Genomic DNA, 26023 nt, shown 5'->3' with positions numbered 1-26023 from the left:
GGGCAGGTTTCGTCGCGATGTGAATGCTGGCACCGGGCGCAAGAGCCGCCCGGCCAGGAGCGAGATGGGACACGTCATGACCTTGCGAATTGCAGCAATCGGGCTTGCGGGCGTTGTCGCGCTTGCCGGCCCGGCGGTTGCGTGGGCGCAGGCCGATCCTGCCGGACCTGCGATCGATGCGATCGCCCGCCAGGCGGAGATGGAAACGCAGCTTCGCAGCGCGACCATCCGGCTTTCGCGCGATCCGCAGAACGTCAACGCACTGATCGATGCCGGCACCGCCGCGCTGGCGCTGGACAATGCGGCCGAAGCGGTCGGCTACTTCACCCGCGCCCGCAATATCGTGCCGGGTGACGTGCGGGCGGCGCGCGGCCTTGCCTCCGCCTTCGCCCGTCTCAACCAACCGCTGCGGGCAATCGAGCTTTTCCGGACCGAAGGTGCCTCCCTGCTGGTCGACGCGTTCACCGGCGACCAGGGCCTTGCCTACGACCTCGTCGGCGACAATCTGGCCGCGCAGCAGGAATATCGCCGGTCGCTGCAGGCGCAAGACGATCCGCTGATCCGCAGCCGGCTGGCCGTCAGCCTCGCCATTTCCGGCGACCGTGACGCGGCCCGCTCGACACTTGCGCCGCTCGCTTCGCGCGGGGATCCCGCCGCCACGCGGGCACGGGCGTTTTCGATGGCGATCATGGGCGATGCGGTGGAATCGGTCGCCATCGCGGAGGCGGCCATGCCGCGGCAACTGGCCGCGCGGATCGCGCCCTACCTGCAATACATGCCGCGCCTCACCAAGGCACAGCAGGCCGCGGCTGCCAATCTGGGCATCTTTCCGCGCACGGCGCAGATCGGAACCGACGCGCCGCAGATCGCGCAATACCGGCCCGACAGTGCGATCGCTCGGAACGCCGACCGGCGCCTGACGCCTTCGGGCCCCGCTTTCGGCGAGGCCGAGCTCGCCGCCGTCGAGCCCGTTGCGGTAGCGACCGGCGAGAGCTCGTTACCGGCGGTCGCAGCGCAAGCGGAAACGGTGTCTCCGCCGGCCGTGGCCGAAATCCCGGCCGCCGAAGTCGCGGTCGCGATCCCCGAAGCGGGTCTGGAGGCGGCGACCTCGCAAGCGGTGGAGCGCGCCGATACCGCCCGCGCGCCCGAGGCCATCGGTCCGGGCTTCGATCTCGCGCGGGTCGCTGGCTCGACGGGACCGGGCGTCACCAGCACGGTTGCGGCCGCCGAACCGCAAGTGCCCGACAATGCATCGGTCGCGGACGCCTTTGCCGACCTCGCAGTCGTGCCGGCAACGTCCACACAGGCGCGTCCTGGCCGGGTGGACATCACCCGCATCGAACCCCCGCGCGAGAAGGCGCCTGCCGAGCCGGAGCCGGTGACCGATCCCTCGCGCATCTGGGTCCAGGTGGCCACGGGCAGGGAGCGCGACCGGCTCGCCTTCGACTGGCGCCGGTTCGGCCGCCAGGCACCCGAAGTGCTGGGCAAGGTATCCGGCCATACCGCCGTCTGGGGTGAATCCCATCGCCTCCTGGCGGGGCCCTATGCCGACGCACGGGCGGCGCGCACGGCGCTCAATGCGCTGGCCGAGGCGGGGATCGAGGGGTTCATCTACACCAGTCCCGAAGGCGAGACGGTCGACCCGATCCGCTGAGCGAAGCGGCTGCTTTTGCACACGATTTGCACAGGGGATATCGGTTCTCCCCAAGCGCGAGCGGGCCGGCGATTGCGTCGCTCGCCCCTGCCGCGCCATCTGGGTCCCGATGACGAACGGGACCAATTCATGAACACGTCGACGGGCCGCTTTGCCGTTTCCGACGAAGCCGAACCGGTGGAAATGCTCGCCGCGCTGTTCGAGGCGCGGGGGTGGGCATTCGAGCAGGTCGACGGGGAACTGTCGGGCGAAATCCAGGGCAGCTGGGCGAAATACCAGATGCGCGTGATCTGGCGAGGCGAGGACAACGTCCTGCAACTGCTCTGCCTGCCGGACGTGCGCGTGCCGAAATCGCGCCGGCAGAAGGCGGTCGAACTGCTGGCACTGGTCAACGAACAGATGTGGCTGGGCCATTTCGATATCTGGTCGCAGGGCGGCATGCTGGTCTATCGCCACGGTGCATTGCTGGGCGACGAGGGATTGCTCAGCCTGTCGCAGGCGCAGGCGCTGATCGAGAACGCGGTCGAGGAATGCGACCGGTTCTACCCCGCCTTCCAGTTCGTGCTCTGGGGGGACAAGGATCCGTACGACGCGCTCGACAATGCCATGGTGGACGCCGTCGGCGAAGCCTGACCGGGAGCCGCCGGAAAAACGGCGCCAAGCGGACAGGATGGGGCTGATCGGCTTGACCGGGCGTTAACCGGGCGAGACTTATTTACTCGCCGGTTTCCCTTGAAAACCGCCGGTGAAACGGCGATATTACCTGGAACATCGCGGCCGATTTCCGGTCCGATCATAAACGGAGCTTTGATCTCAGATGGCAGACTGGAACGAGAGGAGCCAGCAGCGCACCGGGTTCAATCCCATGCCCGGGACGCGCGGCGATATCGCCGATGGCATGGTGCATGACGAGGGCCTGCGCAAGCACATGCTCTCGATCTACAATTACATGGGGCTCGGCGTACTGCTGACCGGCGTGGTTGCGCTGGCATCAGTGGCGAGCGGCATCACGGGCGCGCTGGTCAACAGCGGCATCTGGTTCGTGATCGCGCTTTCGCCGCTGGCCTTCGTGCTGCTGATGAGCTTTGGCGCACGCAAGTTCAGCGCCGGCGCGCTGCAGGTGATGTTCTGGTCCTACGCGGCGGTCATGGGCCTCGCGCTGTCCACCATCTTCCTGATCTACGCACCCGGCTCGATCGCGGTGACGTTCTTCGCCACCGCCGGTGCCTTCGCGGGCCTGAGCCTGTACGGCTATACCACGAAAAAGGACCTGTCCGGCATGGGCAGCTTCCTGATCATGGGTGTCGTCGGCCTGATCATCGCCAGCCTGCTCAACGCCTTCCTGATCGGTTCGGCCGGTCTCGAACTCGCGATCGCCGCGCTCGGCGTCCTGATCTTCGCCGGTCTCACGGCCTACGATACACAGCGCCTGAAGCGGGAATACTTCGTGTTCCGCGGCACCGACTGGGCGCAGAAGTCGATCATCCTGGGCGCGCTCAGCCTGTATCTCGACTTCATCAACATGTTCATGTTCCTGCTGCAGTTCCTGGGTAACCGGGAATAAACGAGACAGCGGACAGACCGAAAAACGACGATGCCCGGAATGCCAAAAGCATTCCGGGCATTTTCTTTGCCGAATCCAGCGGTTAAGGTGCCGCTTCAGGCCAGCGCAATGCTGGTCGCCTATGTTTCCGATATGCGAGAGGAACCGCTTGGAATGGCCGCCGGAAAAACCGAAACGAGAAAACCCCTGGCGTTGAGGATCACGACCGTCGCGGTCGGTGCGGCCGCGCTCGCCGCATGCGCCACGACGCCTCCGCCGCCGCCTCCTCCGCCACCCCCGCCACCACCGCCGCCGCCGGTCGTCGAATACGTCCCGGCGCGACCCGTTTCGCCCGGCGGTGCAGTCGGCAACATGTTCGTGCCGCAGCGCGGACCCGACGGCCTGCGCCGCACGGTCAATTACGGCCTGTCGACCCCCCAGACGATCTGGAACGTGCGCTCGGCGCTCAACGTCGCCGTGCTGAGCTGCGTGGAGCCGCAATATGCGACACTGATCGACAGCTACAATTCGCTGCTCGAACGCAATCGCCAGACCTATTCCGGCACCTACAATCTGGTGAAAGGCGAATTCCGCGAGCAGTATGCGAACGACTACGTGCCGGCGATGGATTCCTACCTGACGCGGGTTTACAACTATTTCGCGCTGCCCACGGTGAAGCACGAATTCTGCCGGACCGCGCTGGAAGTGGCGATGGATGCGGATAGCAACGCAGTCGAAGGCCGCACGGCGATGGAAGCCTTTGCCGCACGCAGCCTGCCGCAGTTCGAGCAGGTGTTCGACAATTTCTATACCGATTACGAACGCTGGCTGCGCGAAGTCGCGGCATGGGACGCGAAATATGCTCCGCCGCTGCGCAGCTACTCGCTCCAGCCGCAACTTGCCGGCTCGGCCGCGCAGATCGACACGGCGAGCCTGCAGACGGGCGGATACGCCCCTGTTTCCATCGGCGGCAACACCGTCGGAACGGCCAGCCAGGTCAGCGTCGCTGCTCCGGCGACCTACGGTGTCCAGCCTGCCGTCGATGACAGGCAGTCCGCGATCGTCTTCCAGGACGGCACCGGCGACCAGTCCGCCGATCCGGCCGTGCAGCCTGACGAGACCGTTCCGGTCCCGGGTTTCGGACCGGCGGTGACCAGCCAGGTGCCCGACGCGGAACCGGTCTTTACCGGCAGCGAGGAAGCGCAGGACGGCACGGGCGGCGAGGCGAACTGATCCGCGTCGCCCCGCTTTCGGCGCCTTTGCGCCGGCTGCGCAAATTTGTGCTTTGCAGCCACCTGTGCGTTCGCTAAGGCGCGCCCTCGCTTCGTGCGGGGACACCTGCCGATGCGATCCAGACCTGGACGGGGCCGTAGCTCAGTTGGGAGAGCGCGTCGTTCGCAATGACGAGGTCAGCGGTTCGATCCCGCTCGGCTCCACCAGGTAACCGTCCAGCAGCACGATCGGTTCGCCGGAACGGCATTTCCCCGCGTCGCGGCGCCGCGCGGGAAAACAGGACTCCCCCGGGCCCGTGAAATTCTTTACCTGAGCGCCCATGCATTTTCTCGACCAAGCCAAGATATTCGTGAAATCCGGCGCAGGCGGACCGGGCGCGGTCAGCTTCCGGCGTGAGAAATACATCGAATATGGCGGACCCGACGGCGGCGATGGCGGCCGGGGCGGGGACATCGTGTTCGAAGCCGTGCAGGGCCTGAACACGCTGATCGACTTTCGTTACGCCCAGCATTTCAAGGCGGCCCGCGGCGGGCATGGCATGGGCAAGGACCGCACCGGCAAGGGTGCGGATGACCTGGTCATCGAAGTGCCGGTGGGCACGCAGATCCTGTCCGAGGACAAGGAAGATGTCCTTGCCGACTTCACCGAGGTCGGACAGCGCATCGTGTTTCTCGAAGGGGGCATCGGCGGGCGCGGCAATGCCAGCTACAAGACCAGCACCAACCGCGCACCGCGCCAGCACCAGCCCGGAATGCCGGGCGAGGAGATGTGGGTCTGGCTGCGGCTGAAGCTGCTGGCCGATGTCGGCCTGCTCGGCCTGCCCAATGCCGGCAAGAGCACCTTCATCAACCAGGTGAGCAATGCGAAGGCCAAGGTCGGCCATTACGCCTTCACCACGCTCGTGCCCAAGCTGGGCGTCGTGCGCCACAAGGGTCGCGAATTCGTGCTGGCGGACATTCCGGGCCTCATCGAAGGCGCATCGGAGGGCAAGGGTATCGGCGACCGGTTCCTGGGCCATATCGAGCGGTGCCGCGTGCTCATTCACCTGGTCGACATCAGCGGAGACGATCCGGCGCAGGCCATGCGGACGGTGAACGAAGAGCTGGCGGCGCACGAGGCAGGCCTTGCGGACAAGCCGCAGCTGATCGCCTTGAACAAGCTGGACCTTGCCGATGCGGAACTGGCGGAAGGCTTCGCTGCCGAACTGCGCGATGCCGGCGCGGACCGCGTCTTCGTGATCTCCGGGGCGACGGGGGAGGGGATCGATGAGCTTCTCGATGCCGTCCTGACGCATCTGCCGGACCACACCTCCACCGAAACGAATGCCGCAGAAGTGGAAACCAACGAAGACGAAGGCGACTGGTCACCGCTTTGACAATGTCGGCCCCGCACACCCTGTCCGCGCTTCTCGAACCTGCGCAGGCGGGGCGTCTGGTCGTGAAAGTCGGGTCCGCGCTTCTGGTGCGCGACGGCACGGCGCGGGACCAGTGGCTGGCGGCACTCGCCGGTGAAATCGCCACCTTCCGCCAGGCGGGGCGGGACGTCATCGTCGTCAGTTCGGGTGCGATCGCGCTTGGGGCGAAGCGACTGGGATTGCCCGCGGGCGGCCGTGGCAGCCTCGCCGACGCGCAGGCTGCGGCATCTGTCGGGCAGGTCGAACTGGCCCGGCTCTGGTCCCGCTCGCTGGATGCGCACGGACTGGTCGCCGCGCAGATGCTGGTGACGCTGGGCGACCTCGAGGATCGCCGCCGCTATCTCAATGCTTCGGCCACTCTGGGCCGTTTGCTGGAACAAGGCGCGGTCCCCGTCGTCAACGAGAATGACAGTGTTGCGACAGAGGAAATCCGTTTCGGCGACAACGATCGCCTCGCCGCGCGCGTTGCGCAGGCTGCACAGGCGCAGGCGGTGGTGCTGCTGTCCGATGTTGATGGCCTGTACGACCGGCATCCGGGGGAACCCGGCGCGCGCCGCGTGCCGGTGGTCGAAGGCGTCACGCCTGACATCCTCGCCATGGCGTCGGGCACGTCCGCTTCGGGCGTGGGGACGGGCGGCATGATCGCAAAAGTGGAAGCCGCACGGATCGCCGGGCGGGCGGGCATCGCCCTTGCCATCGTGGACGGCCGGCCCGATGCGCCGATCGGCGCAGCGCGGGAGGCCGGTACGGGGACGCTGTTCCTTCCGCGTCGCCGCGACAATGCCCGCAAGGCATGGCTGGGCGGGCGGTTGTCCGTCGCCGGTAAGCTGCGCGTCGATGCCGGCTGTGCCGCGGCGCTGGCCGATCGTGCCAGCCTGCTCGCCGCTGGCGTAACGCAGGTGGAAGGAGACTTCGAGCGAGGCGACCTCGTGGCCATCGAAGGGCCCGGGGGCGAGCGCCTGGGCCAGGGGCTGGTCGAGTATTCGAGCGAGGAATGTCGCGCCATCCGCGGCCTGAAAGACGAGGACCAGGCCGCGCGGCTCGGCTACACGCCGCGCGCCGCAGTCATTCACCGCGATCATCTGGTGCGGGCATGACAGTCGCGATCACCGGGGGAACGGGGTTCGTGGGGCAGGCCGTGCTCGACCTGCTGGAAGAACGCGGGGAAACCGCTCGGGTATTGGCGCGCAATCCGCCGGAAAGCCGGCTCGATTTCGACTGGGTCCAGGGCGGGCTGGCGGAGAAATTCGTTCTCGACGATTTCGTGGCCGGTGCGGAAACGGTAATCCACATCGCCGGCCTGACCACCGCGCGTAAACCGGAACACATGGAAATCGCCAATGTGACCGGGACGCTCAACCTGGTCGAAGCGGCGAAGGGCGCAGGGGTCAGGCGGTTCATTTTCGTCAGCTCGCTCGCCGCGCGCGAACCGCTCCTCTCAGCCTATGGCGGGTCCAAGGCACGGGCGGAACGGATCGTGGCGGCCAGCGGCATGGACTGGACCATCGTGCGCCCGCCGGGCGTCTACGGCCCGCGTGACCGCGACTATCTCGAGATGTTCAAGGCGGCGCAGAAGCGTGTCATCCCGGTGCCTTCGAAGCGGGGGCGCAGTTCGCTGATCCATGTCGAGGATCTCGCCCGACTGTTGCTCGATCTCGTTCCCTCCCGCGAGGAGACGACGCATGCGATCTTCGAGCCGGACGACGGCCGCGCCGGTGGCTGGACGCATGGCGACCTGGCCCGCACGATCAGCTGGGCGGTCGGCAGCAAGGCCGCCGTGCTGCATTTGCCGGATTGGGCGCTGAGACTGGCGGCCCATCTGGACGAGCGGATACGCGGGGCGCGGGCGCGGTTGACGACCGACCGGGCGAGCTATCTCGTCCATCCAGACTGGGTCGTGAGCCCGCGGCGCGCCGTGCCCGAAGCGATCTGGCGGCCGCAGGTGCCACCGCGCAAGGGCCTGCGCGATACGGCCGAATGGTACCGGCAGGTGCGCTGGCTCTAGGCCGCGCAGCGCTCAGAAATAGGGCTGGTCGGCCTCGTCGGTGCCCGGCTGGTGGATGCCGCACTCGGTCTTGTCCCAGCCTTTCCAGCGGCCCGAACGCGGATCCTCGCCCGGCGCGACCTTGGTGGTGCAGGGCGAACAGCCGATGGAGGGATATCCCAGTGCCACCAGCGGGTGGCGCGGCAGGTCGTGCTGGATCAGGTAACCCTCGATATGGCTGGCGTCCCAGTCGATCAGCGGATTGATCTTGAGCCGCCCCATGGCGTCCGACGTGTCGATCTCGAACCGGGGCAGGGTGGCGCGGCCCGAATTCTGGTACGCCTTGCGCCCGGTAAAGGTGGATTCGTAATCGATCAGCGCGCGGGTCAGCGGTTTGACCTTGCGGATCTCGCAGCATCCGTCTGGGTCGTAGGACCAGCGCAGGCCGGTTTCGTCTTTTGCCGCCAGTTCGTCGAAATCGGGATGGAGGTTCACGAGATTGAGGCCGAGCCTTTCGGCGACCTCGTCGCGATAGGCGAGCGTCTCAGGGAAATGCTTGCCCGTCTCGAGGAACAGCACGGGAATATCGGGCGCGACCCGCGTGACGAGATGCAGCAGCACGATGCTCTCGGCTCCGAAGCTGGAGACGATCGCGGCGTCGCCTGCAATGCCGTCCTCGATCACGGCGCGCAGCATCTCGTCCGTGTCGGAACCGCGGAACTGGCGATTCAGGCGGATCGCGTCCTGTTCCGTGTGGCGCGGCGCGGTTTCGAGTCGGTCAATCGCGCGTAGCTGGTTCATGCCGCCGCCCCGTGGCGCTTCGCCCAGATGGGGGTGCGGTCGTCCGCGGCGGGCTGATAGACGTCCGGCCAGCGCGACAGCGCCGCTTCGACGTCGGCCGGGTCCAGCGGACTGTCGGGATCGAACCCGTCGAACCCGCAGCGGCGCATGTAGGCGATCTGGTCCACCAGCACGTCGCCCACCGCGCGGATTTCTCCTGTGAAGCCGGCTTCGCGCAGGATGCGGGCGGCGGAATAGCCGCGGCCGTCGCCGAAGGAGGGGAAGTTGATCTCCACCAGTGCGATACGATCGAGGTGCGGCAGGAGGTCGCGCGCGTCGTCGCCCGGTTCGATGCGGACGGCTTCGGCGTCGCTCTGGTCGAGGAAGGCGTCGACGGTCACGGCGGGGTGGCCGACGGGTTCGTTGTCGCGGTAGCGCAGGATATCAGCCATAGAGCGCCTCCTTGAAAGGGGCCATTCCGATGCGCCTGTAGGTGTCGATGAACCGCTCGATGTCGCGCTTTTCGCGAAGGTACACGTTCGACACCGTTTCGACCGCATCCACGATACCCGCCTCGTCGAAGCCGGGGCCGGTGATCTTGGCGAGGCTCACATCCTCCGCCTCGCTCCCGCCCAGCAACAGCTGGTAATTCTCGACGCCTTTCCGGTCGACGCCGAGGATGCCGATATGGCCCGCGTGATGATGGCCGCAGGCGTTGATGCAACCGGAGATCTTCAGCTTCAGCTCGCCCAGCGTATCGCGCATCCCGTTGGCGACGAACCGCTCCGAGATTCTCTGCGCGATCGGGATGGAGCGCGCATTGGCGAGGCTGCAATAATCGAGCCCCGGGCAGGCGATGATGTCGTCCACCTGGTCGAGATTCGGTTCGGCCAGGCCCGCTTCGTCCAGCTGGGTCCACAGCGCGTGGAGGTCCGCGATGCGCACATGGGGCAGGACGATGTTCTGCGTGTGCATCACGCGGCATTCGTCGAAGCTGTATTCCTTGGCCAGATCCGCCATGACGCGCATCTGATCGGCGGTAGCATCGCCCGGGATTCCGCCGACGGGCTTCAGGCTGACGACCGCGCTGACGTAAGCATCGTTCCGGTGGCGCACCGTGTTGCGATCGACCCAGAGCGCGAAGCCCGGATCGGACCGGTCGATTGTCTTCGGCCCGTCCTCGAAATCCGGCGCCACGAAGAAGCCCCCGATCCGCTCCAGTTCCGCAAGCGGCGGTTCCACGCCCTGTTCCAGCAGGTGGGCGAATTCCTCCTCCACCTGCCGGGCGTATTCCTCGGCGCCCATTTCGTGGACGAGGATCTTGATGCGCGCCTTGTACTTGTTGTCGCGCCGTCCGTGGCGGTTGTAGACGCGAAGGCACGCCTCGGCGTAGGTGACCAACTGGTCCAGCGGCACGAAGTCGCGGATCAGCGGGGCGATCATCGGGGTGCGGCCCATGCCGCCGCCGACATAGAAGGCCGCGCCCAATTCCCCGGCATCATTGCGCACGATGTTGATGCCGATATCGTGCAGACGCATCGCGGCACGGTCGGTGTCGCTGGCGATCACCGCGATCTTGAACTTGCGCGGCAGGTAGCTGAATTCCGGGTGGAAGCTCGACCACTGACGCAGCAGTTCGGCATAGGGGCGCGGGTCGACGATCTCGTCCGCCGCGGCGCCTGCGAAATGGTCCGAACTGATGTTGCGGATGCAGTTACCGCTGGTCTGGATCGCGTGCATTTCCACCTTGGCGAGGTCCGCCAGGATGTCGGCCGCGTCTTCCAGCCTGATCCAGTTGTACTGGATGTTCTGGCGCGTGGTGAAGTGCCCGTATCCGCGATCGTACTTGTCCGCGATGTCCGCCAGCGCGTGCATTTGCCGGCTGTCGAGCGTCCCGTAGGGTATCGCCACGCGCAGCATGTAGGCATGCAGCTGGAGATAGAGCCCGTTCATCAGCCGCAGCGGCTTGAACTGGTCCTCGGTCAGCTTTCCTTCGAGGCGGCGGTTCGCCTGGTCGCGGAATTCCTCCACGCGGGCATCGACCATCGCCTGGTCGTACTGGTCGTACTTGTACATCAGATCACCCAGTTGCCGATTTCGGGATCGGCCGGTTTGAGAGTCAGGTCGGGGCGCACGGTGGGGCCCAGCGCGCGGACGCGGTCCTTGATATGCGCGGGGCGCGGGTGGCCCTCGTGCAGCTCGGCGTCGATCGCGTAGGGGACGTTGACGCGCCGCGCGGCTTCCTCGCGCCGCGCGATCTCGTCCGCCCGGTCGCCGACATCGGCGGCGTCCTCCACATGCAGCGACCATTCGCTGCCGGTCCACCAGACCACCGCGCCAGTCTTGAGGTCGTTTCCGGTCAGGATTTTCATGTCACCGCCTCGTGCGCTGTCCGCGCCACCTGCACGTCGCCGCGCGCGGTAACCTCGCCGATCACGATCAGCGCGGGGCTCTGCACGTCCTCGCGCGTGACGAGGTCGGGAAGGCCCGCCAGCAGTCCGCGCAGGACCCGCATCTGCGGGCGCGCGGCGTTCTCGATCACGGCGACGGGCATGTCCGGCGCAAGGCCGTCCTCCATCAGCTTGTCGGCGATCTGCGGCGCGGTCTTCACACCCATGTAGATGACCAGCGTGCGGCCCTTCCCGGCAAGCCCCGCCCAGTCCTGGTCCGACAGGCCCTTGCACTGGCCGGCCACGAAGCTGACGATGCTGGACGCATCGCGATGGGTGAGGGCGATCTGCGCCGCGGCCGCCGCGCCGTTGGCGGCGCTGATGCCGGGCACGATTTGGACCGGCACGCCGGCGGCATGGGCCGCTTCGGCCTCTTCCCCGCCGCGCCCGAAGACCAGCGGATCGCCGCCCTTCAACCGGACGACATCGTGTCCGGCGCGCGCTTCGCGCACCAGCAGGGCGCAGATGTCTTCCTGCGGCAGGGTATGGTGCGCGCGCTTCTTGGCGACCGAGACCAGCCGCGCATCGGGCCGTGCCATGGCGAGGATGGCCGGATCGACCAGCCCGTCATGGACGATGATCCGCGCCATCTTGATCAGCCGCGCGGCGCGCAGCGTCAGCAGGTCGGGATCGCCCGGACCTGCGCCGACGAGGTGGATGGTCCCCGTCCTGGTGATTTCCTGTGCCATGGCGGCAAGATGCGGCGCGAGGCCCGCCCACGCCAACGAGAATGGATAGGGACGCGCGAAGCTGAGCTATCGGACGGCTGTACGCCGCGCCTGTCAGCCGTCCTTGTTGATCCGCTGCGCGATGGCGGCCGTCAGCTGCTCGAACGCCTCGTTGCTGCGCAGGTTGATGTCGCGCTGCGGGAAGGGGATTTCGACGTCGTGTTCCACGAACAGGTGCCAGAGGTTCTTCAGCACTTCGGACTGCACGTTGCCGACGCCGCTTTCGGGATCGTCGATCCAGCAATGGATCACGAAATCGACCGAGCTTTCCCCGTATCCGGCCATCCACACCACCGGCGGCGGCGTCTTCAGGACGCGCGAACAGCCCTTGGCCGCTTCCAGCATAAGTTCCTCGGCCTGTTTCATGTCGGCATTGTAGCTGACGCCGACGGGCACCTGGATCCGCACGTTCTTGCTGGAATAGGACCAGTTCTCGACCTGATTGATCATCAGGTTCTCGTTCGGGATCAGATATTCCTTCTGGTCCCGGGTGATGATGGACACCGCGCGCACGCCGATCTTGCGGATCTGGCCGAAGACGGAATTGCCCGCCGCATCGGCAGTCACGATCACGTCGCCCGGCTTGATCGACTTGTCCATCAGCAGGATGATCCCGGCGATGAGGTTGCCGAAGGTCTTCTGCAGGCCGAAACCGATGGCGAGGCCGAAGGCACCGGAGAAGACCGCCAGCGCCGTCAGGTCGATGCCCAGCAAATTGATGCCGATGAGGAAGGCGAGCGCCCAGACACCCAGGCTGATGATCTTTTCCGCCAGCAGCCGGCGCGTCATGTCGAGCTTGGTCACCCGCTTGAGCACCGAGTGGAGCAGCTTGCTCGCCAGATACGCACCGGTGGCGACGCCCCCGATGACCAGGAACACGATGATGACGTCCCACAGGGATACGTGGAACGTGCCGAGGTCGATCGCCAGCCCGTCCAGCCGTTCGATCAGGTTCCCGGCCGCCTCGCTCCGTTCGCTGAAGGATTCCCGGATATCGTCGGACGCGGTCAGTGCCTCCGTCGCGGTCTCTGTGGGCGTCGGCGTGGGGGAGGCGGCGACTTCGGGAATGGCACTCAGGGGCTCGCCGGTGTCGGCGTCCAGCAGCACCTCGCCCGTGTCCGGGTCCAGGAACTGCGTCGGCTGTTCGTCCGGGATGCCGCGCAGCTGCTCGCCCGTATCGGGGTCCAGCAGCGGATCGCCCGTTTCCGGATCGCGCAGCGGGACCGCGGTCGGTTCGTCCGCCGGCGCGGTATCGGCCTCCGCCGCGTCGATCACGGCCTGGGCGGGATTGCTTGGCAAGCTCATGCGCGCTCCATCGCCGCGAAGCCCCGTTCGAGATCGGCGATCAGGTCTTCGGGGTCTTCGAGCCCGATCGATAGACGAATGCCGAGCGTCGCGCCACCGGGCCAGCTTTCGGGCGGCCAGGGCGAATCCGTGCGCATGGTGCCCGCGTCGAAGGGAATCGCGAGGCTTTCGAACCCGCCCCAGCTGAAGCCGATGCCGAAGAGGTCCAGCGCGTCGATCAGTGCCGCACGGGCGGAGGCATCCTGCGTGGCGAGGACGAAGCTGAACAGACCGCAGCCGCCCTTGAACTGGCTTTGCCACAGGTCATGGCCGGGCGCGCCGGGCAGGGGTGGGCAGAGCACCTGCGCCACTTCGGGGCGGGATTGCAGCCAGTCGGCAACGGCCACGGCACCGGCCGTCGATGCCTTCAGGCGCAGGCCCATGGTGCGCAGGGACCGCAGCGCCAGCGCCGCATCGTCGGGGGAGACTACCTGGCCCAGCTCCTGCGCCGTGCGGCGCAATTCGCGGTACCAGCGCTCGCCCGCGCTCGCGCTGCCCATCAGCAGGTCGGAATGGCCGCCGACATGCTTGGTCAGGCTCATGACCGAAATGTCGATCCCGTTTTCCAGCGCGGGGAAGCCCAGTGCCGTCGCCCAGGTGTTGTCGATGATGCTGGTCGCGCCGTGGCGGCGGGCGATCTCCGCCAGCGCGGGCGCATCGCAGACATCCATCGTCAGGCTGCCGGGATTTTCCAGCATGACCGCCTTCGTCCGGTCGCAGAACCTGCCTGCGAACCCGTCGATGTCGAGCGGGTCGAAGAAGCGCGTCTCCACGCCCAGCCGCTTGAGCAGACCGGTCGCCATGGACCGCGTCGGATCGTAGGCATTGTCGGTGACCAGCAGCACGTCGCCCGGATCGAGCACCGCCAGCAGCGCGCCCGCGATCGCCGCGACACCGCTGGGGTAGAGCACCGTGCCGGCGGCGCCCGCCTCCAGTTCCGTCAGCGCGTCGGCCAGCGCCCATTGCGTGGGCCCGCCGCGGCGGCCGTAGAAGAAGCGTCCGTCCTCGTTGCGCGCGGGGCCGCTGCGCAGCGCCTTGGTGTCGGGATAGAGGTGCGTGCTCGCGCGCCAGACCGGCGGATTGACCACCGGCCCGGTCCATTCCTTGCGCCGCCCGGCTTCCACCAGCCGCGTGGCGGTGCGCTTTTCCCTGTCGGTCTTGTCGGTCAAAGCGCGGGCCCGCCTTCCTTGGGGGTTTCCGGATCGGCGCCCCATTCGGCCCAGCTGCCGTCGTAGAGCGCGCCGTGATCGTGCCCGAGCAGGCGGTGCGCGAACAGGACCACCGATGCGGTCACGCCGCTCCCGCAGGTGGCGACCAGCGGGCCGGCCGGATCGATCCCGGCATCCTCGAACGCGCGGCGCAGCGCGTCTGGCTCCCTGAAGGTGCCGTCCGCGTTCAGCAGGTCGCGGAAGAACAGGTTGCGCGCGCCCGGGATGTGACCGCCGGCGAGGCCGTGGACCGCGTCGTCGCTCGCGGCGGTGAAGCGGTCCGCATCGCGCGCATCCACCACCTGCTCCGCCCGTGTCTCGCAGTTTTCCAGCATCTCCGCCTTGCTGCGGATGCCCTCGGGCACGTCGATTTCGGAGCGGTATTCGGCCGCCTTCGTTTCCGGCTCGCCGCTTTCGACGGGGCGGTCCTCGGCCCGCCATTTCTCGAACCCGCCGTCGAGGATCGCGACCCGGCCGAAACCGAAGCGGTCGAAGATCAGCCAGGCGCGGGCCGAACTGCGCAGCTTGCTCGCATCGTAGAGGACGACCCGCGTGGTCTCCGCGATGCCGAGCGAACGCAGCCGCTCCTCGAACTGGCGGCGGGTGGGCACGGCCTTGGGAACCGGCGATTCCGGATCGAAGAAGCCGGGCAGGTCTAGGAAGCGGGCCCCGGGAATGTGCGCAGCGGCATATTCGCGGGCGGCATCGATGCCGGAATCGGGCAAGTGGGCCGAAGCGTCGAGGACGACCAGATCGTCCGCGCCCAGTTCTCCGGCCAGCCAGTCGGTGGATACGAGCATGTCCATGCAGACGTCGTTAGGCGCTGGTCGCGCGCGCGTCGAGGTCAGGTCAGCGGGCGCAACCCGATTTCGCGGTAGGTCTGCGCCATCTCGTCCAGCCGGAAGGGCAGCAGCTTGCTTTGCCGCCCGCGCTGGCGGATGCCGACCACGAAGGTGCGGACCACCGGCTCCATCCCCGGAGCCTCGACCCGGAGGCGCAGCAGCGGGACATAGAGGTGCGCATTGCCCTGCGTGATGGTGCGCAGGGCGTTGACCGGCAGACGGAACTCGCCGCGCGCCTGCTTCGCCGCGCCGGGCTGGAGCATCTCGATATCGGTCAGCACGGGCAGGGTGGTCGCGGGATCGGCCAGCTGCTGGTCCACCGGCACTTTCGAATGCGCCGTGGTCATGTCGGCGCTGACCCGCACGCCCTCGATCGCGCGCGGCCCGCGATTGTGGATGGTAATGGCGTAGGAAAGCGTCGTGTTGACGAAGCTGCGGCTGAGCGAAAGCGCCTCCGCCTCGATCCGGATGGGTGAAACCGGCGCGGAAATAGGCGGGGCGGCGGACGTATCGGACGCGGGTTCGGGACGCAGTGTCGGCCGCTCGATGGTCGGCGCGGGGCGGCCCGCATTGCGGCGGCGCAGCAGCCAGGCGATCCCGCCGATGGCGAGGACCGCGAGCGCCAGCAGCGCGAACCAGCCGGACCAGCTTTCCTCAGCCTCAGCCGGTTCGGGCACTTCGGACGGGACCGGCGTGTCGGGAAGCGCGGCGCTCGGCATCGCGGTCGGCGTGGGCGTCGCTACCGGCGTGTCCCCAGGCTGCGCGGATTCCAGCGGATCGATCGTCGGCTGGATCGCGGGCGGCACCGTCTGCGCCGGATTGGGGGCGGGCGATCGCGCAGCGCCAGTGGTCGGCTGGGTCCGCGTCGTTCCTGCCTGCGTTCCACCCGTCTGCGTGGCGCGCGGCGTGGCGGCGGGCGTGGGCGCCTGGCGCACCGGCGCGGATGCGCTGGGCGTGGGTGTCGGCGCGGCGGTCTCGGTCGTGCGCGGGGCCTGCCCGGTGTCGGGATTGACCGGCCCCTGCACGCGCGAGGTCGGCGTGGGCGTCGGATCGGGCGGCAGCTGGAAGCCGCCCGGCGATTGCTGTTGCTGCGCGTGGGCGGCCGGCACGACGGCCAGCGCGGAAACGGTGAGGAGGAGGTATCTGGCGAACATGGGACCGCGACGGGAAAGGGATTGCGCGCCTGAATAGTCACTGAAAGGCGCGCCGGCCACTGACGACTTGTGCCATCCATGCGAGATGCGGCACAAGCGCGGCATGAACGACACACTCAACACGACGCAACTCGGCAAGCAGACGCCGCTTCCGCAATCGCCGGACGAGGCGCAGCTCGACTACGTGCCCAACCCGCGCAGCGGAACGACCTACCTAGTGCGCTTCGCCGCGCCGGAATTCACCTCGCTCTGCCCGGTCACCGGCCAGCCCGATTTCGCCCATCTCGTGATCGATTACGCGCCTGCGCAAACGATCGTGGAATCGAAGAGCCTCAAGCTGTTCCTCGGCAGCTTTCGCAACCACAACGGCTTCCACGAGGACGTGACGGTCGGCATCGGCCAGCGGCTGGTGGACGAGATGCAGCCGCAATGGCTGCGCATCGGCGGCTACTGGTACCCGCGCGGCGGCATCCCGATCGACGTATTCTGGCAGAGCGGCCCGCCGCCCGAAGGCCTGTGGGTCCCCGACCAGGGCGTCCCCGGCTATCGCGGGCGGGGTTAGGCGATACGCTGTAGGCCAGGAAGAAAATGGTCGCGCCAGCGACCGCAAGGGCGACCGCCCGCCCGCAGCGCCGAAGGCGCGAGGATATCGCAGGCCGGAGGGCCTGCGGAAAACAAACATCCCACAGTTTCGGTGCCGGCTAGAGGAGTCGAACCCCTGACCTGATGATTACAAATCAACTGCTCTACCAACTGAGCTAAGCCGGCGTCCCGAAGGAGACGCGCCCGCTAGCCTCAAATCGCGCCGAAAGTCCAGCCCTCCGTGCGGGCGACGGGCGGGGTCAGGCCGGGCGGGCCCCAGCGGGCCGGATCGTGCGCCACCTTGCGCAGCCAGGCGGCGGTCAGCAGCGCGTCGGAGGCGTGGTCCGTCACCGCGCCCGATCCACCGACCGGCGGAGAGCCGAGCGCGGCCAGCGCGATGTCCAGGTCCTCGAACGTCCTGATCTTGCTGCGCCCGCTCGACCGTTCCGCCTCCATCGCGGCAATGGTGGTGTAGATCTCCACGATGACCGATCCCGTCTCCGGCAGCGGATCGACCGGCCATACCGGGACCCGGCCCGCCAGCCGGTTGAGCACGCGCATTCCGGTCAGGCTGGACTTGCCGACCTGCGCCGCGCCGACGAGGTTGAAATTGCTGTAGGGCTTGCAGCCCATGGCAGCCTGCGCCTGCTCGGTGATGCGGAAACGCCCGCGACCGTGCTCCGCCCCGTCGCAGCGGAAATGCGCGCCTTCGCCGTTGCCCTGCCTGCGGAAATAAGGGCTTAGCGACGGATGTTCGACGAAACTCGAGGCGGTCAGGTCGGGATCGCCGGCACAGACCGCGTCCACCAGCGCCCACAATGCGCGCGCATCGGGCGGGCTTTTCGCCCAACCGGGAAAGTAGGCGCCGCAATCGGCGAAAGGCAATCCGATGCCCAGATCCATGCCGACCAGCGTATCGTCCGGCAGGTCCAGCAGGATATCCAGCACTTCGGCCCGCGACCACGCGCGACCGCGCTCGACCAGCACCGGCGGGCCGCCGGCGGCATCCGCGAGTGCCAGCGCGATACCCTTCTGGCGCTGGCCTTTCGCGCCCGACCAGTCGATGGCGAGGAAGTGGCGGAAGCGGCCTCCGCGCACCGTCACGCGCGTTCGCTTCGCAGCTTGTCCCAATACGCCATCCGCTCGCGGATCTTGCGTTCGAAGCCGCGTTCGACCGGCTCGTAATAGGTCTGCCCGTCCATCTCCTCCGGCCAGTAATCGTCGCCGGAAAAGCCCTCGTCCGCGTCGTGGTCGTAGCTGTAGCCCTTGCCGTAGCCGATATCCTTCATCAGCTTCGTCGGCGCGTTGAGGATATTGGCGGGCGGCATCAGGCTGCCGGTTTCCTTCGCGCTGCGGAAGGCCGCCTTCTGCGCCTTGTAGACCGCGTTCGATTTGGGCGCCGTGGCGAGGTAGAGGCACGCCTGCACCAGCGCCAGTTCGCCTTCCGGACTGCCGAGGAATTCGTAGGTGTCGCGCGCCGCCATGCACTGCACCAGCGCATTGGGATCGGCGAGGCCGATATCCTCCACCGCCATGCGCACCAGCCGCCGGGCGACGTAGCGCGGTTCCTCGCCCGCGGTCAGCATCCGGGCGAGGTAATAGAGCGCCGCCTGCGGGTCGGACCCGCGCACCGATTTGTGAAGCGCGCTGATCAGGTTGTAATGGCCGTCGCGATCCTTGTCGTACACGGCCACCCGGCGCTGCAGGAAACTGCCCAGCGCCGCCGGGTCGAGCGGTTCTCCAATGCGAGCGTTGTACAGGACTTCCGCCTGGTTGAGCAGGAACCGGCCATCCCCGTCCGCGCTCGCCACCAGCGCATCGCGCGCCGGTTCGGTCAGGGGCAGGGCACCTTCCAGCTCTTCCGCCCGGTCGAGCAGCTGGCCGAGCGCCTGGTGGCCCAGCCGTTCGAGGATCAGCACCTGCGCCCGGCTTAGAAGCGCGGCGTTGAGGGCGAAGCTGGGGTTCTCCGTCGTCGCGCCGACCAGCGTCACCGTGCCGCGTTCCACGAAGGGCAGGAAGCCGTCCTGCTGCGCGCGGTTGAAGCGGTGGATCTCGTCCACGAACAGCAGCGTGCGCTGGCCCGCGGCGGCCGCCTTGTCCGCCGCGGCGAACGCCTTTTTGAGGTCGGCGACGCCGCTGAATACGGCGCTGACCGCCTCGAACCGCATCCCCACCGCGTCGGCCAGCAGGCGCGCGATGGTGGTCTTGCCGGTGCCGGGCGGGCCCCACAGGATCATGCTGGACAGCTTGCCCGCAGCGACCATGCGCCCGATCGCGCCTTCCGGCCCGGTCAGGTGGTCCTGCCCCACCACTTCGCCCAGCACGCGTGGACGCAGGCGGTCGGCCAGCGGCGCATCCTCGCGCCGGGTCTCGGGGGCATCAGCCGGGGGTAGATCGTCGCCAAAGAGGTCGGCCATGGCGGGCGATGTAGGGAGCGCCGATGCGTTTGGCCATCGCATCGATGCGGGCGGCCACCGAACCGGCAGCCCTAACGCAAGACCCTATCGAGCGGCTCCGGTGCGCTCGCGCTCGGACTCGCAGGCCTCTTCACTTCCCAACCTGCACGCCTTCTGGGTGGTGGCGACCACTTCGGGGGCCTCGAAGTCGCTCATCTGCAACCCAAGATAGGTCGCGTAGGCATAGCATCCGTCGGCGTGATCGAGGTCGCAGGCTTTCTTGAAACTGGCGATGCCCGCTTCGCGGTAGCCTTCCCTGATATTGACCATGCCGGACTTGAAGGCCGTTTCGGCGACCAGCGATCTGAGGGCGGCGGTACCCTCCTGCATGGCCGCGAGAGGGTCTTCGGCCGCATCCTCGGCAGGTGGATAGCCGGGGGGCAGGGTATCGCACAATTCGCCCCGCCGGTGCCGGCCCTGGTAATCGAGCGCCCATTCCTGCGCCTCTTCGGAGACATAGGGCTTGTTCGGACCGCGATGGTCCAGCGCATCGAAGATCGCCAGGTAGGCCGCGTCGCATTGGTCCTTCGTCTGCGCCCTGGCCGGTGCCGGGGCGACCGCCAGCCCCACTGCCAGAACACAAGCAGCCATCGCGCAAATCCTGAAAAACGCCATCGGTGTCCCCCAATCCGTTCGGTGGTTCCGGCCCCGACCGTCCCCGAAAAGCGCGACCCTTTCGACAGCTTCAGCATGAGCGGCTTCGTGAGCGAGGTCAATTTTCCGCGCGTCCGACCCGCGAGCGTTAACGCGTTTGGCGGTCGCGGCGAAGGGGAGTATCCTGCACGCGGTCGCATCACCTTTCGGGAGGGGAGGGTTATATGAACGAACGTAGGGGAACGCCCTGGCATCTGTGGGTCGTGGGGATCGTATCGCTGCTGTGGCACGCGGGCGGAGCCAACGACTATATCCAGACGCAGCTGGCGAATGCCGATTACCTGGCGGCGGCCGCGGAAATGACCGGTGTCAGCACGCAGACCATGATCGCCTATTTCGAAAGCCGTCCGCTGTGGTTCGAATTCGCCTGGGCGATCGGCATCTGGGGGGCGGTGCTGGGTTCGATCCTGCTGCTGCTGCGGTCGGGCTTCGCCTATTACGTTTTCATCCTGAGTTTCCTCGGCACGGTCGCGTCGTTCTCGATGCAGTTCAGCGACCCGATGCCCGGGACGTCTATGGCGGGGCTGCAACTGGTGATGACGGTCGCGATCTTCGCGATCGAGATTTTCCTGATCCTGTATTCGCGCGCGATGGCGAGGCGCGGGGTGCTGCGCTGACCTAGCGGCCGCGTTCGGCGTGGAGGCGCAGGTAGGTCTGCGCCACCGCGTCGTTGATCGCGTCCCAGCTGAATTCCTTGCTGCGTTCCTCGCCCGCCCGTCCATGCGCGCGGCGCAGCGCGTCGTCGTTGCAATAGGGGGCGAGGGCGGCGGCAAACGCTTTCGGCGTGCCTTCGGGAACGATCGTCCCGGTCTGTCCCGGCCGGACCAGGCTGGTGCTGCCCGTCGCGCCGGCGGCCACGACCGGCAGGCCGCAGGCCATGGCTTCCAGCGTCACATTGCCGAAGGTTTCGGTCACGGACGGGTTGAAGAAGATGTCGCCGCTCGCCAGCGCCCGGCCGAGATCCGGTCCGGTCTGGAAGCCGACGAAGATGCCGCCCGGCAAGGCCTTTTCGAACCAGCCGCGCGCCGGCCCGTCTCCGATCACCAGCACCTTGTGCGGGGCCTGCAGCTTGCGCAGTTCGATGATCGTGTCGGCAAACGGCTCCAGCCCCTTTTCCATGACCAGCCGGCCGAGGAAGACGATCGCCACGTCGTCGTCGGCGAGTCCGTGCTGGCGGCGCCAGTCGAGATCCCGCTTGTCCGAGGCGAACACGGCGCGGTCCACCCCGCGCGACCAGATCGAGATGTCCGAATGCATCCGCTGCTCGATCAAGGTCTGCACCTGGCTTTCGGACGGCGCGACCAGCGCATCGCACTTGCGATAGAAGCGGCGCAGCATCGCCTCGACGAAGCCTTCCAGGAAACCCAGCCCGTAGTAGCGCGGATAGGTCTCGAACCGGGTGTGCACGCTCGCCAGCACGGGGATGTCCCGCTTGCGCGCCCATTTGAGCGCCGCCTGCGCGGCGAAATCGGGCGAGGACAGGTGCAGCGTGTTGGGCGCGAACGCTTCCAAGTCGGCGCGCACCTCGTCGTTGATGCCGGTCGGCAGGCGGTATTCCCCGCGCCCCTTCACCGGCATGCGGATGTTGGGCACGTTCACGAGGTCGCCGGTCGGTTCGAAATCGGGCTCGGCCACCTTGGGCGAATAGACGCGCACCGCTGCGCCGCGATCCAGCAGCGTGCCCACCAGCCGGTTGAGCGCCTGGTTGGCCCCGTCGCGGGTGTAGTTGTAGTTGCCGCTGAAGAGCGCGATGCGCAGGTCGGTCACGTCCATGCTCCGGCATCTAGGCGCTGCGGCGCGCTTTGGCGAGGTCGAAGCGCTATCCCGCCTGCCATCCCCCACCGCGCGGCAATGATCGTTTGACATGCCGTGCGCCGTCTCTAGGGCCGCATGTGGGCCACGCGGTCCCAACGCCGCGCGAGCTCTCTGCAAGGAGAGAATACATGACTGAACACGTTAGCGAACCGGCGCTGAAGCCGGATCGTCCGCAATTTTCTTCCGGTCCCACGGTCAAGTTCCCGGGCTGGTCCCTCGACAAGCTGCACACCGAATCGCTCGGCCGTTCGCACCGTTCCGCGGTGGGCAAGGCGCGGCTGAAATACGCCATCGACCTGTCGAAGGAACTGCTCGGCATCCCGGACGACTACCTCGTCGGCATCATGCCCGCGTCCGATACCGGCGCGATCGAGGCGGCGATGTGGAGCATGCTCGATCCCGCGCGCCCGGCCACGGTCGCTGCGTGGGAAAGCTTCGGCAACGTGTGGATCCAGGACGCGGTGAAGCAGCTGAAGCTGCCCCGCCTGCAGGTGCTGGACGCCGATTACGGGGAGATCCCCGACCTTGCGCAGATCCCGCAGGAAAACGACGTCGTCTTCACCTGGAACGGCACGACGTCGGGCGCGCGTATCCCGGACACGGACTGGCTGGCCGAAGGGCGCGAGGGCATCACCATCAACGATGCCACCAGCGCCATCTTCGCGCAGGAGATGGACTGGCCCAAGCTCGATGCCACGACCTATTCCTGGCAGAAGGTGATGGGCTCCGAAGCGCAGCACGGGATGCTGATCCTGAGCCCGAAGGCGGTGGAGCGGATCGAGAGCTACGATCCCGAATGGCCGCTGCCCAAGCTGTTCCGCATGAAGAAGGGCGGCAAGATCAACACCGGCATCTTCGAAGGCGCGACGATCAACACGCCGAGCCTGCTGGCGACCGAGGATTACATCGCCGCGCTGGAATGGGCGAAGTCGATCGGCGGGCGCACCGCGCTGTTCGAACGGGCCGACGCCAATGCGAAGGTCCTGACCGACTGGATCGAGGCGACGCCGTGGCTGCGCAACATGGTCTCCGACCCTGCCAAGCGGACCAACACCGGCGTGTGCTTCGTCTTCCAGGGCGAGTGGTACGATGGCCTGTCCGACGAGGACAAGGCGGGCGTGCCTAAGACAATCGTCAAGATGCTGGAGGAACGCGGCGTCGGGTACGATTTCAACGGCTATCGCGACGCGCCGCCGTCCTTGCGCGTGTGGTGCGGCGGCACGGTCGAGCAGGAGGACGTGAAGCGCCTGCTGCCCTGGATCGAGTGGGCCTACCACCAGGTCAAGGCCGGCGCCTGACCCTTCCAGTTATCGCGCGCGGTCCGCGTGGCCGCGCGCCCCTTTCCCCGATGTGCAGACATATCCCGGCCCGACCGGGACGACGAGGAGACCGACCGTGTCCCAGAAACCCAAAGTCCTGATTTCCGACAAGCTCGACCCGCAGGCCGCCGCCATCTTCGAGGAGCGCGGCTGCGAGGTGGACGTGAAGCCCGGCATGACGCCGGACGAACTCAAAGCCGTGATCGGCGAATATGACGGCCTCGCCATCCGCTCTGCCACCAAGGTGACCGCCGACATCCTCGATGCCGCGACCAACCTCAAGGTCGTCGGCCGCGCGGGCATCGGGGTCGACAATGTCGACATCCCCTATGCCAGCGGGAAGGGCGTGGTCGTGATGAACACGCCGTTCGGCAATTCGATCACCACGGCGGAACACGCCATAGCGATGATCATGGCGCTCGCTCGCCAGATCCCCGCCGCCGACCGCCGCACGCAGGCGGGCGAATGGCCCAAGAGCGACTTCATGGGCGTGGAAGTGACCGGCAAGACGCTGGGCCTGATCGGCGCGGGCAATATCGGCTCCATCGTCGCCAGCCGCGCGCAGGGGCTGCGGATGAAGGTCATCGCCTACGATCCCTTCCTGACGGAAGACCGCGCGGTGGAACTGGGGATCGAGAAGGTCGATCTCGACGGACTGCTCGCGCGCGCAGATTTCATCACGCTCCACACCCCGCTGACGGACCAGACGCGGAATATCCTGGGTCGCGAGAACCTGGCGAAGACGAAGAAGGGCGTGCGCATCGTCAATTGCGCGCGCGGCGGCCTGATCGACGAAGCCGCGCTCAAGGACATGCTGGACAGCGGGCACGTTGCGGGCGCGGCGCTCGACGTGTTCGAGACCGAACCGGCCAAGGAAAGCCCGCTGTTCGGCACGCCGGGTTTCGTCTCCACCCCGCATCTCGGCGCGTCCACCACCGAAGCGCAGGTCAATGTCGCGCTGCAGGTGGCCGAGCAGATGAGCGACTACCTCGTCAGCGGCGGCGTCACCAACGCGCTCAACATGCCCAGCCTCAGCGCCGAGGAAGCGCCCAAGCTGCGGCCCTACATGGCGCTGGCTGAAAAGCTGGGCTCGCTGGTCGGGCAATTGGCGCACGGCAACCTGACGCAGATCAGCGTGGAGCGCGAAGGCGCCGCCGCGCAGCTGAACGGCAAGCCCATCACCGGCGCCGTGCTGGCGGGCTTCATGCGCCGCTATTCGGACACGGTGAACATGGTCAACGCGCCCTATCTCGCCAAGGAACGCGGGCTGGAAGTGCGCGAGATCCGCAACGAGCGCGAAGGCGCCTATAGCACGCTGGTGCGCGTGGGCGTGGGCACCAGCGAAGGCGACCGGTCGGTGTCCGGCACGCTGTTCGGCAGCGACGCGCCGCGGCTGGTGGAAATCTTCGGCGTGCGGGTGGAGGCCAATCTCGACGGGCACATGCTCTACGTCGTGAACGAGGACGCACCCGGCTTCATCGGCCGCATCGGTTCGCTGTTGGGCGAGGCGGGCATCAACATCGGCAACTTCAACCTCGGCCGGCGCGAGGCGGGCGGGGAAGCGGTCGTTCTGCTGAGTGTCGACCAGCCGATCTCGCCCGAGATCGTGGCCCGGGCCGAAGCGCTTGAAGGCGTGAAGACCGTCATCCCGCTGGAGTTCTGATCCGGCCTCCTTTCGCGCCCCATTTCCCGGCCCGCCGTCATTCCCGCTTTCGCGCGGATGGCGGCGCGGCTAGGGCGGGCGCGCAATGACCCAAGACGATCTCCTGCCCGAGGGCCTGTCCGACCGCCTGCCCGAAGAGGCCCGCATCCTCACCCTCGCCATGCGCGAGGCGCTGCACGTGATGGACATGCACGGTTACGACCGCGTCCGTCCGCCGCTGGTGGAATTTGAACGGTCCATGACCGAACGCATGGAAGGAGTCAGCGCGCAGGACCTGTTCCGCTTCACCGATCCCGCCAGCCTGCGCACGCTCGCGCTGCGCGGGGACATGACCGTGCAGGTTGGCCGCATCGCCGCGACCAGCCTGCGCGACGCGCCGCGCCCCTTGCGCCTGTGCTACGCGGGCGAGGTCATGCGGATCGCGGGCGACCAGCTGGACCCGGTGCGCCAGCGCCTCCAGATCGGCGCCGAACTGATCGGCAGCGACAGCGTGGACGCCGCCTGCGAGATCGCGCTGGTCGCGATCGAGGCGCTGGAGCGCGCCGGTGCCAGCGACATTTCCATCGACCTCACCCTGCCCGACCTGGTGGACGTGCTGTCCGAAAACGTCTTCCCGCTCGCCGATGACCAGCGTGCGGCGGTGCGGCGCGAACTGGACACCAAGGACGCCGGCGGCCTGCGCGATGCGGGCGGCGAGGCCTACCTGCCGCTGCTCTATGCCGCCGGCCCGTTCGATGAAGCGATCGAGCAGCTCGCGGCGATCGACGCGGGCGGGGCGCTCTCCAGCCGTATCGCGGGCCTGCGCACCGTGGCGAGCCGTATCGGCAACCGGGCGCGCATCACGCTGGACCCGAGCGAGCGGCACGGTTTCGAATACCAGAGCTGGTTCGGCTTCACGCTTTACGCCAAGGGCGCGCGCGAGGCGCTGGGCCGCGGCGGCACCTACCGAATCCGCGGGTCCTTCGAACTGGCGACCGGCTTCTCGCTCTACGCCAACCGGCTGCTGCCGGTGCTGCCGGAGGCGGAAACACGCAAGCTCGTCTTCTGCCCGCCGGGCCACGATACGAAAGCCGCCGCAAGGCTGCGCTCCGAAGGATGGCGCACCGTCGGCGCCACCTCGGACCGCGACGATGCGGCGACGCTGGGCTGTTCCTACCGGCTGGACGGCGAAGCGGCGGTCCTCATCTGAGACACCGCCGC

The 26023-nt window shown here is 67.5% G+C and carries 25 protein-coding genes and 2 tRNA genes; 13 read left to right on the top strand and 14 right to left on the bottom strand.

Annotated features, from left to right (window positions below; genetic code table 11):
- The first annotated feature begins 64 nt into the window (after positions 1–64).
- The 8 genes from AB1K63_RS06435 (at position 65) to AB1K63_RS06400 (ending at position 7849) form a co-directional block, all read left to right on the top strand.
- Positions 65–1654: an SPOR domain-containing protein gene (locus tag AB1K63_RS06435; RefSeq protein ID WP_366959145.1), complete on the top strand. Its 1590-nt coding sequence runs from the start codon at positions 65–67 to the stop codon at positions 1652–1654.
- Positions 1655–1783: 129 nt separating this feature from the next.
- The gene (locus tag AB1K63_RS06430; RefSeq protein ID WP_366959144.1) at positions 1784–2287 is read left to right on the top strand and encodes a YbjN domain-containing protein; all 504 of its coding nucleotides are present in this window, start codon (positions 1784–1786) and stop codon (positions 2285–2287) included.
- Between the two features lie 184 nt (positions 2288–2471).
- Positions 2472–3218, top strand: coding sequence for a Bax inhibitor-1/YccA family protein (locus AB1K63_RS06425; protein ID WP_366959143.1), 747 nt, complete (start codon positions 2472–2474; stop codon positions 3216–3218).
- A gap of 153 nt (positions 3219–3371) precedes the next feature.
- Positions 3372–4430 carry a hypothetical protein gene (locus AB1K63_RS06420; protein WP_366959142.1) on the top strand — a complete coding sequence of 353 codons (1059 nt, stop codon included), beginning with the start codon at positions 3372–3374 and terminating at the stop codon, positions 4428–4430.
- A 130-nt stretch (positions 4431–4560) separates the two neighbouring features.
- A tRNA-Ala gene (locus tag AB1K63_RS06415) sits at positions 4561–4636 on the top strand.
- 113 nt (positions 4637–4749) lie between these two features.
- Complete coding sequence (gene obgE, locus AB1K63_RS06410) at positions 4750–5805, top strand: GTPase ObgE (RefSeq protein WP_366959141.1); 1056 nt, start codon at positions 4750–4752, stop codon at positions 5803–5805.
- Between the two features lie 2 nt (positions 5806–5807).
- Positions 5808–6941 (top strand): glutamate 5-kinase, encoded by a 1134-nt coding sequence (proB, locus tag AB1K63_RS06405; protein WP_366959139.1) that lies wholly within the window; start codon positions 5808–5810, stop codon positions 6939–6941.
- A complete protein-coding gene (locus tag AB1K63_RS06400; RefSeq protein WP_366959138.1) occupies positions 6938–7849 on the top strand; it encodes an NAD(P)-dependent oxidoreductase in 912 nt (303 codons plus the stop codon). The genes proB and AB1K63_RS06400 overlap by 4 nt, the downstream gene beginning before the upstream one ends.
- A 12-nt stretch (positions 7850–7861) precedes the next feature.
- Here the strand turns inward: AB1K63_RS06400 and AB1K63_RS06395 are convergent, their stop codons facing one another.
- The 9 genes from AB1K63_RS06395 to AB1K63_RS06355 all read right to left on the bottom strand — a co-directional run bounded on the left by AB1K63_RS06395 (position 7862) and on the right by AB1K63_RS06355 (position 16334).
- Positions 7862–8629: a phosphoadenylyl-sulfate reductase gene (locus AB1K63_RS06395; RefSeq protein WP_366959137.1), complete on the bottom strand. Its 768-nt coding sequence runs from the start codon at positions 8627–8629 to the stop codon at positions 7862–7864.
- Positions 8626–9060, bottom strand: coding sequence for a DUF934 domain-containing protein (locus AB1K63_RS06390; RefSeq protein ID WP_366959136.1), 435 nt, complete (start codon positions 9058–9060; stop codon positions 8626–8628). Before AB1K63_RS06390 ends, AB1K63_RS06395 begins: the two co-directional genes overlap by 4 nt.
- Positions 9053–10684: a nitrite/sulfite reductase gene (locus AB1K63_RS06385; RefSeq protein WP_366959134.1), complete on the bottom strand. Its 1632-nt coding sequence runs from the start codon at positions 10682–10684 to the stop codon at positions 9053–9055. The genes AB1K63_RS06390 and AB1K63_RS06385 overlap by 8 nt, the downstream gene beginning before the upstream one ends.
- Positions 10684–10980, bottom strand: coding sequence for a DUF2849 domain-containing protein (locus tag AB1K63_RS06380; RefSeq protein ID WP_366959133.1), 297 nt, complete (start codon positions 10978–10980; stop codon positions 10684–10686). Before AB1K63_RS06380 ends, AB1K63_RS06385 begins: the two co-directional genes overlap by 1 nt.
- Complete coding sequence (cobA, locus tag AB1K63_RS06375; protein WP_366959132.1) at positions 10977–11747, bottom strand: uroporphyrinogen-III C-methyltransferase; 771 nt, start codon at positions 11745–11747, stop codon at positions 10977–10979. Before cobA ends, AB1K63_RS06380 begins: the two co-directional genes overlap by 4 nt.
- Positions 11748–11840: 93 nt before the next feature.
- Positions 11841–13091 (bottom strand): mechanosensitive ion channel domain-containing protein, encoded by a 1251-nt coding sequence (locus tag AB1K63_RS06370; RefSeq protein WP_366959131.1) that lies wholly within the window; start codon positions 13089–13091, stop codon positions 11841–11843.
- Entirely contained in the window at positions 13088–14344 is a 1257-nt protein-coding gene (gene metC, locus AB1K63_RS06365) for a cystathionine beta-lyase (RefSeq protein WP_366959130.1), read from the bottom strand. The genes AB1K63_RS06370 and metC overlap by 4 nt, the downstream gene beginning before the upstream one ends.
- A complete protein-coding gene (locus tag AB1K63_RS06360) occupies positions 14296–15144 on the bottom strand; it encodes a sulfurtransferase (RefSeq protein ID WP_366959129.1) in 849 nt (282 codons plus the stop codon). The genes metC and AB1K63_RS06360 overlap by 49 nt, the downstream gene beginning before the upstream one ends.
- Before the next feature lie 38 nt (positions 15145–15182).
- Positions 15183–16334, bottom strand: a complete 1152-nt coding sequence (locus tag AB1K63_RS06355; protein WP_366959127.1) for a hypothetical protein — start codon at positions 16332–16334, stop codon at positions 15183–15185.
- Positions 16335–16437: 103 nt separating this feature from the next.
- Here AB1K63_RS06355 and queF point away from each other — a divergent pair, with 103 nt between their 5' ends.
- The gene (queF, locus tag AB1K63_RS06350) at positions 16438–16896 is read left to right on the top strand and encodes a preQ(1) synthase (protein ID WP_366959126.1); all 459 of its coding nucleotides are present in this window, start codon (positions 16438–16440) and stop codon (positions 16894–16896) included.
- Positions 16897–17029: 133 nt separating this feature from the next.
- Here the strand turns inward: queF and AB1K63_RS06345 are convergent.
- The 4 genes from AB1K63_RS06345 to AB1K63_RS06330 form a co-directional block, all read right to left on the bottom strand.
- Positions 17030–17102: transfer RNA gene (locus AB1K63_RS06345), tRNA-Thr, on the bottom strand.
- Between the two features lie 27 nt (positions 17103–17129).
- Positions 17130–18014 carry a hypothetical protein gene (locus AB1K63_RS06340; protein WP_366960657.1) on the bottom strand — a complete coding sequence of 295 codons (885 nt, stop codon included), beginning with the start codon at positions 18012–18014 and terminating at the stop codon, positions 17130–17132.
- A gap of 2 nt (positions 18015–18016) precedes the next feature.
- Positions 18017–19333, bottom strand: coding sequence for a replication-associated recombination protein A (locus AB1K63_RS06335; protein ID WP_366959124.1), 1317 nt, complete (start codon positions 19331–19333; stop codon positions 18017–18019).
- Between the two features lie 84 nt (positions 19334–19417).
- Positions 19418–19963, bottom strand: coding sequence for a hypothetical protein (locus tag AB1K63_RS06330; protein WP_366959123.1), 546 nt, complete (start codon positions 19961–19963; stop codon positions 19418–19420).
- 227 nt (positions 19964–20190) lie between these two features.
- Here AB1K63_RS06330 and AB1K63_RS06325 point away from each other — a divergent pair, with 227 nt between their 5' ends.
- Positions 20191–20643, top strand: a complete 453-nt coding sequence (locus tag AB1K63_RS06325) for a hypothetical protein (protein WP_366959120.1) — start codon at positions 20191–20193, stop codon at positions 20641–20643.
- Between the two features lies 1 nt (position 20644).
- Here the strand turns inward: AB1K63_RS06325 and AB1K63_RS06320 are convergent, their stop codons facing one another.
- Entirely contained in the window at positions 20645–21799 is a 1155-nt protein-coding gene (locus tag AB1K63_RS06320) for a glycosyltransferase family 1 protein (protein ID WP_366959119.1), read from the bottom strand.
- Positions 21800–21969: 170 nt separating this feature from the next.
- Between AB1K63_RS06320 and AB1K63_RS06315 the strand changes: the two genes are divergently transcribed.
- The 3 genes from AB1K63_RS06315 to AB1K63_RS06305 all read left to right on the top strand — a co-directional run bounded on the left by AB1K63_RS06315 (position 21970) and on the right by AB1K63_RS06305 (position 26012).
- Positions 21970–23139, top strand: a complete 1170-nt coding sequence (locus AB1K63_RS06315; RefSeq protein WP_366959118.1) for a phosphoserine transaminase — start codon at positions 21970–21972, stop codon at positions 23137–23139.
- Between the two features lie 97 nt (positions 23140–23236).
- Positions 23237–24823, top strand: coding sequence for a phosphoglycerate dehydrogenase (gene serA / locus AB1K63_RS06310; RefSeq protein ID WP_366959116.1), 1587 nt, complete (start codon positions 23237–23239; stop codon positions 24821–24823).
- Between the two features lie 85 nt (positions 24824–24908).
- Positions 24909–26012 (top strand): ATP phosphoribosyltransferase regulatory subunit, encoded by a 1104-nt coding sequence (locus AB1K63_RS06305; protein ID WP_366959115.1) that lies wholly within the window; start codon positions 24909–24911, stop codon positions 26010–26012.
- Positions 26013–26023: the final 11 nt, after the last annotated feature.

Origin of the sequence: Qipengyuania sp. JC766 (assembly GCF_040717445.1) — a bacterium.
Taxonomy (GTDB): Bacteria; Pseudomonadota; Alphaproteobacteria; order Sphingomonadales; family Sphingomonadaceae; genus JC766.
The sequence above is the reverse complement of the archived record's forward strand: the minus strand, read 5'-3'. Positions and strand labels throughout refer to the sequence as shown.

Coding starts and splice junctions, on each gene's coding strand:
- obgE (WP_366959141.1), top strand. CDS start 4,750: ATGCATTTTCTCGACCAAGCCAAGATATTCGTGAAATCCGGCGCAGGC.
- AB1K63_RS06360 (WP_366959129.1), bottom strand. CDS start 15,144: ATGGACATGCTCGTATCCACCGACTGGCTGGCCGGAGAACTGGGCGCG.
- AB1K63_RS06400 (WP_366959138.1), top strand. CDS start 6,938: ATGACAGTCGCGATCACCGGGGGAACGGGGTTCGTGGGGCAGGCCGTG.
- metC (WP_366959130.1), bottom strand. CDS start 14,344: ATGGGGCGCCGATCCGGAAACCCCCAAGGAAGGCGGGCCCGCGCTTTG.
- AB1K63_RS06330 (WP_366959123.1), bottom strand. CDS start 19,963: ATGGCTGCTTGTGTTCTGGCAGTGGGGCTGGCGGTCGCCCCGGCACCG.
- AB1K63_RS06390 (WP_366959136.1), bottom strand. CDS start 9,060: ATGGCTGATATCCTGCGCTACCGCGACAACGAACCCGTCGGCCACCCC.
- queF (WP_366959126.1), top strand. CDS start 16,438: ATGAACGACACACTCAACACGACGCAACTCGGCAAGCAGACGCCGCTT.
- AB1K63_RS06385 (WP_366959134.1), bottom strand. CDS start 10,684: ATGTACAAGTACGACCAGTACGACCAGGCGATGGTCGATGCCCGCGTG.
- AB1K63_RS06380 (WP_366959133.1), bottom strand. CDS start 10,980: ATGAAAATCCTGACCGGAAACGACCTCAAGACTGGCGCGGTGGTCTGG.
- AB1K63_RS06320 (WP_366959119.1), bottom strand. CDS start 21,799: ATGGACGTGACCGACCTGCGCATCGCGCTCTTCAGCGGCAACTACAAC.
- AB1K63_RS06430 (WP_366959144.1), top strand. CDS start 1,784: ATGAACACGTCGACGGGCCGCTTTGCCGTTTCCGACGAAGCCGAACCG.
- AB1K63_RS06335 (WP_366959124.1), bottom strand. CDS start 19,333: ATGGCCGACCTCTTTGGCGACGATCTACCCCCGGCTGATGCCCCCGAG.
- AB1K63_RS06305 (WP_366959115.1), top strand. CDS start 24,909: ATGACCCAAGACGATCTCCTGCCCGAGGGCCTGTCCGACCGCCTGCCC.
- cobA (WP_366959132.1), bottom strand. CDS start 11,747: ATGGCACAGGAAATCACCAGGACGGGGACCATCCACCTCGTCGGCGCA.
- AB1K63_RS06420 (WP_366959142.1), top strand. CDS start 3,372: ATGGCCGCCGGAAAAACCGAAACGAGAAAACCCCTGGCGTTGAGGATC.
- AB1K63_RS06370 (WP_366959131.1), bottom strand. CDS start 13,091: ATGAGCTTGCCAAGCAATCCCGCCCAGGCCGTGATCGACGCGGCGGAG.
- AB1K63_RS06435 (WP_366959145.1), top strand. CDS start 65: ATGGGACACGTCATGACCTTGCGAATTGCAGCAATCGGGCTTGCGGGC.
- AB1K63_RS06315 (WP_366959118.1), top strand. CDS start 21,970: ATGACTGAACACGTTAGCGAACCGGCGCTGAAGCCGGATCGTCCGCAA.
- proB (WP_366959139.1), top strand. CDS start 5,808: ATGTCGGCCCCGCACACCCTGTCCGCGCTTCTCGAACCTGCGCAGGCG.
- AB1K63_RS06325 (WP_366959120.1), top strand. CDS start 20,191: ATGAACGAACGTAGGGGAACGCCCTGGCATCTGTGGGTCGTGGGGATC.
- AB1K63_RS06355 (WP_366959127.1), bottom strand. CDS start 16,334: ATGTTCGCCAGATACCTCCTCCTCACCGTTTCCGCGCTGGCCGTCGTG.
- AB1K63_RS06395 (WP_366959137.1), bottom strand. CDS start 8,629: ATGAACCAGCTACGCGCGATTGACCGACTCGAAACCGCGCCGCGCCAC.
- AB1K63_RS06425 (WP_366959143.1), top strand. CDS start 2,472: ATGGCAGACTGGAACGAGAGGAGCCAGCAGCGCACCGGGTTCAATCCC.